Source organism: Pseudomonas sp. GCM10022186 (genome assembly GCF_042656385.1).
In the GTDB taxonomy this organism is placed as follows: domain Bacteria; phylum Pseudomonadota; class Gammaproteobacteria; order Pseudomonadales; family Pseudomonadaceae; genus Metapseudomonas.
On sequence record NZ_JBHSOU010000070.1, the window covers coordinates 65,390 to 72,251 of the forward strand.

Here is a 6,862-nt window from a genome sequence, read left to right on the forward strand (position 1 = left end):
AATTGCGATTATCGAACTTTGGTTCGATAATCGGCCGAGTTTGCCCTGACTGCGATCCACCAAGGACAACAAGAATGACCGAAGAACTGCGTGCCCCCCTGCCACCCCTGGCCCCACCGATCATCGCCTCGCCGGCCAAGCGCATCGAAGCCTTCACTGGGGACCCCAATTTCATGACCTCCCTGGCCCGGGGCCTGGCGGTGATCCATGCGTTCCAGGAGCGCAAGCGCCACCTGACCATCGCCCAGATCAGCCACCGTACCGAGATTCCCCGCGCCGCCGTGCGCCGCTGCCTGCACACCCTGATGAAGCTGGGCTACGTCACCACCGACGGTCGCACCTACTCGCTGCTGCCCAAGGTACTGACCCTGGGCCACGCCTATCTGTCCTCGACTCCGCTGGCGGTCACCGCCCAGCCGATCCTCGACCGCTTGAGCGACCAGCTCCACGAGGCCTGCTCCATGGCCACCCTGGAGGGCGACGAGATCCTCTACATCGCCCGTTCGGCCACGCCCAACCGCCTGATCTCGGTAGATCTCAGCGTCGGCAGCCGGCTGCCGGCCTATTGCACCTCCATGGGGCGCATCCTCCTGGCGGCCCTGGACGATGCCGCCCTGGACGACTACCTGGAGCACGCTGACCTGCAGGTGAAGACCAGCCGCACCGTGCATACCGTCGACGGCCTGCGCGCCAGCATCGAGGAGATCCGTCGCCAGGGCTGGGTGATCATCGACCAGGAGCTGGAAATGGGCCTGCGCTCGGTGGCCGTGCCGGTGCGCGACTCCGCCGGCCAGGTGCTGGCCGCGCTGAACGTCGGCACCCACGTCGGCCGAGTCAGCCGCCAGGAGCTGGAAACCCGCTTCCTGCCGGCCCTGCTGGAGGCGAGCAAGGAGCTGAGCACGCGGTTGTTTCACTAGGTCCGCCGCCCGCGTCTTTTCCGTAGGGGCGAATTCATTCGCCAAGGGCGGCGCAGCTGCCCCCTGCTCGGCCACAGGGCAGACCTTCGCCTGCTTGGCAAATGAATTCGCCCCTGCAAGGTCTCCCTCCTGCCGCCAGCAAAGCGTTCGACTATCGAACGCTTTGCCGATTATCGAATTGAACCGCCTGTCGTCTCTTCGTAAGGTCTGCACAGCCGTGCCACCAGCCAGCGCGGCCCATAACAACAATGAGAGTCAGCTCCGGCATTAGCCTGTTGCGCCGGGCAAGCCCTCATTCCTGTCCAGTCAAAGTCTTCCCCGCCAGAGGCCGCAGAGAACGGCCCGCATGCGGAGGAGGGCCCATAGCAGGAATCTTGCATGACCAGCCCAGCCCACCTGCCGTCCACCGGCACGCTCGACGTTCAAGCCTTCATCAACGCCCAGCCGCTTTCCGCCTACCAGTGGCGCATCGTGCTGCTGTGCTTCCTCATCGTCTTCCTCGACGGCCTGGATACCGCCGCCATGGGCTTCATCGCCCCGGCGCTGACCCAGGACTGGGGCATCGACCGCGCCAGCCTCGGCCCGGTGATGAGTGCCGCACTGATCGGCATGGTCTTCGGCGCCCTGGGCTCCGGCCCCATGGCCGATCGCTTCGGTCGCAAGGGCGTACTGGTGACCGCGGTGTTCCTGTTCGGGCTGTTCAGCCTGATCTCCGCCTTCAGCGCCAACCTCGAACAACTGCTGGTGCTGCGCTTCCTCACCGGCCTGGGCCTGGGAGCCGCCATGCCCAACGCCACCACGCTGCTTTCCGAGTACACCCCCGAACGTCTCAAGTCGCTGCTGGTGACCAGCATGTTCTGTGGCTTCAACCTCGGCATGGCCTCCGGCGGCTTCGTTTCAGCAAAGATGATCCCGGCCTTCGGCTGGCACAGCCTGCTGCTGCTCGGCGGCCTGTTGCCCCTCGCGCTGGCTGTGGTGCTGCTGCTCTGGCTGCCGGAGTCGGCGCGCTTCCTGGTGGTGCGCAACAAGGGCGCGGACAAGGTGCGCCAGGTGCTCGCGCCCATCGCCCCCGGCGAGGTGGCCGTGGCTTCCGGCTTCAGCGTGCCGGAGCAGAAAACCGTGCAGAGCCGCAACGTGTTCCAGGTGATCTTCTCCGGCACCTACAGCGCCGGCACCCTGTTGCTCTGGCTGACCTATTTCATGGGCCTGGTGATCGTCTACCTGCTCACCAGCTGGCTGCCCACCCTGATGCGCGACAGCGGCGCCAGCCTGGAGCAGGCCGCCTTCATCGGCGCGCTGTTCCAGTTCGGCGGCGTGCTCAGCGCCGTGGGCGTGGGCTGGGCCATGGACCGTTTCAACCCGCACAAGGTGATCGGCATCTTCTACCTGCTGGCCGGCGTCTTCGCCTGGTGTGTGGGCCAGAGCCTGGGCGAGGTGACCCTGCTGGCCACCCTGGTGCTGCTGGCCGGCATGTGCGTCAACGGCGCGCAATCGGCCATGCCCTCCCTGGCCGCGCGCTTCTACCCGACCCAGGGCCGCGCCACCGGGGTTTCCTGGATGCTCGGCATCGGCCGTTTCGGCGCCATCCTCGGCGCCTGGATCGGTGCGACCCTGCTGGGCCTGGGCTGGAATTTCGAGCAAGTGCTGACGGCGCTGGTGGTGCCTGCCGCCATCGCCACGACGGCGGTGATCATCAAGGGGCTGGTCAGTCACGCGGACGCTACCTGAGCGTCAGCAGCCGATTCGTAACCGTTTATCTCCACCCGAGGCGCTGAGGTAACGGCTCACATAGAATCCCGTGAATGAAGATCGCGGGCGCTTGCCAACCGGCATGACGCCCGCGGCGTACAACAACGACAAGAGTGCCTGTTGATGGATAGTCGCCTGCTGAGTGAGCGCAGTAGGGTGTTCGAGCGTGCGGACCCCTACGCCGTGTCCGGGTATGTGAACCAGCATGTCGGGTCGCACTGCATCCGGCTGCCCGCCGCCGGCCATCCCCAGGCCAGCCTCAACCATCGCAAGTTCGCCAACCTCGACCTCTGCCGCATCAGCTACGGTGGCGCCGTCCGGGTCACCTCGCCGGCACTGGAAACCATCTACCACCTGCAGATACTCCTCAGTGGCCATTGCCTGTGGCGCGGCCACAAGCAGGAGCACTACCTGGCGCCCGGCGAGCTGCTGCTGATCAACCCCGACGACCCGGTGGACCTGACCTATTCGGACGATTGCGAGAAATTCATCCTGAAGATGCCGACCACGCTGCTGGAAGGTATCTGCGACGAACAGCGCTGGCACCGCCCGAGCGCTGGCGTGCGTTTCCTGCAGAACAACTACCAGCTCGCCGAGCTGGAGGGCTTCGTCAACCTGCTGGCCATGGTCTGCCAGGAGGCCGAGGCCAGCGATCCGCTGCTGCGGGTGCAGGAGCATTACGCGCAGATCGTCGCGAGCAAGATGCTCACCCTGATGAAGACCAATGTCAGCCGCGAGAGCCTGGGCTGCCAGGAGGCATCCTTCGACCGCATCCTGGCCTACATCGAGCACAACCTGAAGCAGGACATCAGCAGCGAATTCCTGGCCCGCCAGGCCAGCATGAGCCTGCGCTCCCTCTATGCGCTGTTCGAGCGCCACCTGGGCACCACGCCCAAGCACTACATCCGCCAGAAGAAGCTGGAACGCATCCGCGCCTGCCTGGCCGACCCCAGCTGCAACGTGCGCAATGTCACCGAGCTGGCCCTGGACTACGGCTTCCTGCACCTGGGGCGCTTCTCCGAGAGCTACAAGGCCCAGTTCGGCGAGCTGCCTTCCGACACCCTGAAGCGGCGGGGGCTCTGACCCGGCCTCTCTCCCGGGGGCGAATTCGCCCCTACAAGTGTTCGTCGACCCCCAGCCATTTGTTACAGCTTCCACCACCCTGCACAAAACGGATAGCGGTCTGCAAAAAGCGGATATTGCCGTTTCCCCCACATCCCTAACCTGACCTGGCCTGAACAATAACAACGGAGGCCCTGGCCATGTCCCTGGGATTCGACTTTCTGCATTCCCTGCTTGAAGAAGACAAGGAGAAGGGCATCTACCGCTGCAAGCGGGAGATGTTCACCGACCCGCGTCTGTTCGAACTGGAGATGAAGCACATCTTCGAAGGCAACTGGATCTATCTCGCCCACGAGAGCCAGATTCCCGAAAAGAACGACTACCTCACCCTCAACATGGGGCGCCAGCCGATCTTCATCGCGCGCAACAAGGATGGTGAGCTGAATGCCTTTCTCAACGCCTGCAGCCACCGTGGCGCACAGCTGTGCCGGCACAAGAGCGGCAATCGTTCCTCCTATACTTGCCCCTTCCACGGCTGGACCTTCAACAACTCCGGCAAGCTGCTGAAGGTCAAGGACCCGGCCGAGGCCGGCTATCCGTCCAGCTTCAATTGCGAAGGCTCCCACGACCTGACCAGGGTCGCCCGTTTCGAGTCCTATCGCGGCTTCCTCTTCGGCAGCCTGAATCCCGATGTGAAGCCCCTGGTGGAGCACCTGGGCGAGTCCGCGAAGATCATCGACATGATCGTCGACCAGTCCCCCGAGGGCCTGGAAGTGCTGCGCGGTTCCTCCAGCTATATCTATGAGGGCAACTGGAAGCTGACCGCCGAGAACGGCGCCGACGGCTACCACGTCAGCTCCGTGCACTGGAACTACGCGGCTACTCAGAACCAGCGCAAGCAGCGCGAGGCCGGCGAAGAGATCAAGACCATGAGCGCCGGCAGCTGGGCCAAGAACGGCGGCGGCTTCTACTCCTTCGACCATGGCCACCTGCTGCTCTGGACCCGCTGGGCGAATCCCGAGGACCGTCCGCTCTACGAGCGCCGCGACGAACTGGCCCAGGACTTCGGCCAGGCCCGCGCCGACTGGATGATCCAGAACTCGCGCAACCTCTGCCTGTACCCGAACGTCTACCTGATGGACCAGTTCAGCTCGCAGATCCGCATCGCCCGGCCGATCTCGGTCAACCAGACCGAGATCACCATCTACTGCATCGCACCGAAAGGTGAGAGTGCGGAAGCCCGCGCCAAGCGCATCCGCCAGTACGAGGACTTCTTCAACGTCAGCGGCATGGCCACCCCGGACGACCTGGAAGAGTTCCGTTCCTGCCAGCTGGGCTACCAGGGCAGTCGTGGCTGGAACGACATGTCCCGCGGCGCCGAGCACTGGGTGGAGGGCGCCGACGAGGCCGCCAGGGAAATCGACCTGCATCCGCTGCTGTCCGGCGTGCGCACCGAGGACGAAGGCCTGTTCGTGCTGCAGCACAAGTACTGGCAGGAAACCATGCTCAAGGCCGCCGCGGCCGAGCAGCAACTGATCCCCGTGGAGGCTGTGCAATGAGCATCTCTTACGACGCCGTGCGCGACTTCCTCTACCGCGAGGCGCGCTACCTGGACGACAAGGACTGGGACAACTGGCTGGAACTGTACGCCAGCGACGCCAGCTTCTGGATGCCGTCCTGGGACGACCGCGACGAGCTGACCGAAGATCCGCAGACCGAAATCTCGCTGATCTGGTACGGCAACCGTGGCGGCCTGGAAGACCGCGTGTTTCGCATCAAGACCGAGCGTTCCAGCGCGACCATGCCGGACACCCGCACCTCCCACAACATCAGCAATATCGAGGTCCTCGAAGTGGCCGATGGCCTGTGTCAGGTGCGCTTCAACTGGCACACCCTGAGCTTCCGCTACAAGACCGTGGACAGCTACTTCGGCACCAGCTTCTACACCCTCGATGTGCGTGGCGAGAGCCCGCTGATCAAGGCGAAGAAGGTGGTCCTGAAGAATGACTACGTGCGTCAAGTCATCGACATCTACCACATCTAGGGTGAGCGCCATGTCCCACAAGATCGCACTGACTTTCGAAGACGGCGTCACCCGTTTCATCGACGCCAACCCCAGCGAAACCGTGGCCGACGCGGCCTATCGCCAGGGCATCAACATCCCGCTGGACTGCCGCGACGGCGCCTGCGGCACCTGCAAGTGCTTCGCCGAGGCCGGCCGCTACGACATGGGCCAGGACTACATCGAGGATGCGCTGAGCGAGGAAGAGGCTGCCCAGGGCTACGTGCTCACCTGCCAGATGCGCGCCGAGAGCGACTGCGTGGTGCGGGTGCCGGCGTCCTCCGACGTCTGCAAGACCCAGCAGGCCAGCTATGAAGCCGCCATCAGCGAAGTCCGCCAGCTGTCCGACAGCACCATCTCGCTGTCCATCAAGGGCGAGTCCTTGAGCAAGCTGGCCTTCCTGCCGGGCCAGTACGTCAACCTCAGGGTGCCGGGCAGCGAGCAGACCCGCGCCTACTCCTTCAGCTCCCTGCAGAAGGACGGCGAGGTCAGCTTCCTGATCCGCAACGTGCCGGGCGGCCTGATGAGCAGCTTCCTCACCGGCCTCGCCAAGGCCGGCGACAGCATGTCCCTGGCCGGCCCGCTGGGCAGCTTCTACCTGCGCGACATCCGCCGTCCGCTGCTGCTGCTGGCCGGCGGCACGGGCCTGGCGCCCTTCACCGCGATGCTGGAGAAGATCGCCGAAGAGGGCAGCGAGCACCCGCTGCACCTGATCTACGGCGTGACCCACGACCATGACCTGGTGGAGATGGACAAGCTGGAAGCCTTCGCCGCGCGCATTCCCAACTTCACCTACAGCGCTTGCGTGTCCAGCCCCGAGAGCAGCTACCCGCAGAAGGGCTACGTGACCCACCACATCGAGCCTGCGCACCTCAACGACGGCGATGTGGATGTCTACCTCTGCGGCCCGCCGCCCATGGTGGAATCGGTGAACCAGTTCATCCGCGACCAGGGCATCGCGCCGGCCAACTTCTACTACGAGAAGTTCGCCGCCAGCGCGGCCTGAATCCCCCCTCTCCCACGCGTGGGAGAGGGGCCGGGGGAGAGGGGAGTGCCGCCACACGGAGGTGGG

The 6,862-nt window shown here is 64.7% G+C and carries 6 protein-coding genes; all 6 read left to right on the forward strand.

Translation table 11 applies throughout. From position 1 onward, the window contains the following. The first annotated feature begins 74 nt into the window (after positions 1–74). The 6 genes from ACFPU0_RS25770 (at position 75) to benC (ending at position 6,796) form a co-directional block, all read left to right on the forward strand. The gene (locus ACFPU0_RS25770; RefSeq protein ID WP_377696135.1) at positions 75–917 is read left to right on the forward strand and encodes an IclR family transcriptional regulator domain-containing protein; all 843 of its coding nucleotides are present in this window, start codon (positions 75–77) and stop codon (positions 915–917) included. Positions 918–1,295: 378 nt separating this feature from the next. Beyond that, entirely contained in the window at positions 1,296–2,645 is a 1,350-nt protein-coding gene (locus ACFPU0_RS25775; protein ID WP_377696136.1) for an MFS transporter, read from the forward strand. A 141-nt stretch (positions 2,646–2,786) separates the two neighbouring features. Continuing rightward, the gene (locus tag ACFPU0_RS25780) at positions 2,787–3,749 is read left to right on the forward strand and encodes an AraC family transcriptional regulator (RefSeq protein WP_377696137.1); all 963 of its coding nucleotides are present in this window, start codon (positions 2,787–2,789) and stop codon (positions 3,747–3,749) included. Positions 3,750–3,928: 179 nt separating this feature from the next. Beyond that, positions 3,929–5,287, forward strand: coding sequence for a benzoate 1,2-dioxygenase large subunit (benA, locus tag ACFPU0_RS25785; RefSeq protein ID WP_377696138.1), 1,359 nt, complete (start codon positions 3,929–3,931; stop codon positions 5,285–5,287). Beyond that, positions 5,284–5,772 (forward strand): benzoate 1,2-dioxygenase small subunit, encoded by a 489-nt coding sequence (gene benB / locus ACFPU0_RS25790; protein WP_377696139.1) that lies wholly within the window; start codon positions 5,284–5,286, stop codon positions 5,770–5,772. The genes benA and benB overlap by 4 nt, the downstream gene beginning before the upstream one ends. Positions 5,773–5,782: 10 nt before the next feature. Then, a complete protein-coding gene (benC, locus tag ACFPU0_RS25795) occupies positions 5,783–6,796 on the forward strand; it encodes a benzoate 1,2-dioxygenase electron transfer component BenC (RefSeq protein ID WP_377696140.1) in 1,014 nt (337 codons plus the stop codon). Positions 6,797–6,862 lie beyond the last annotated feature (66 nt).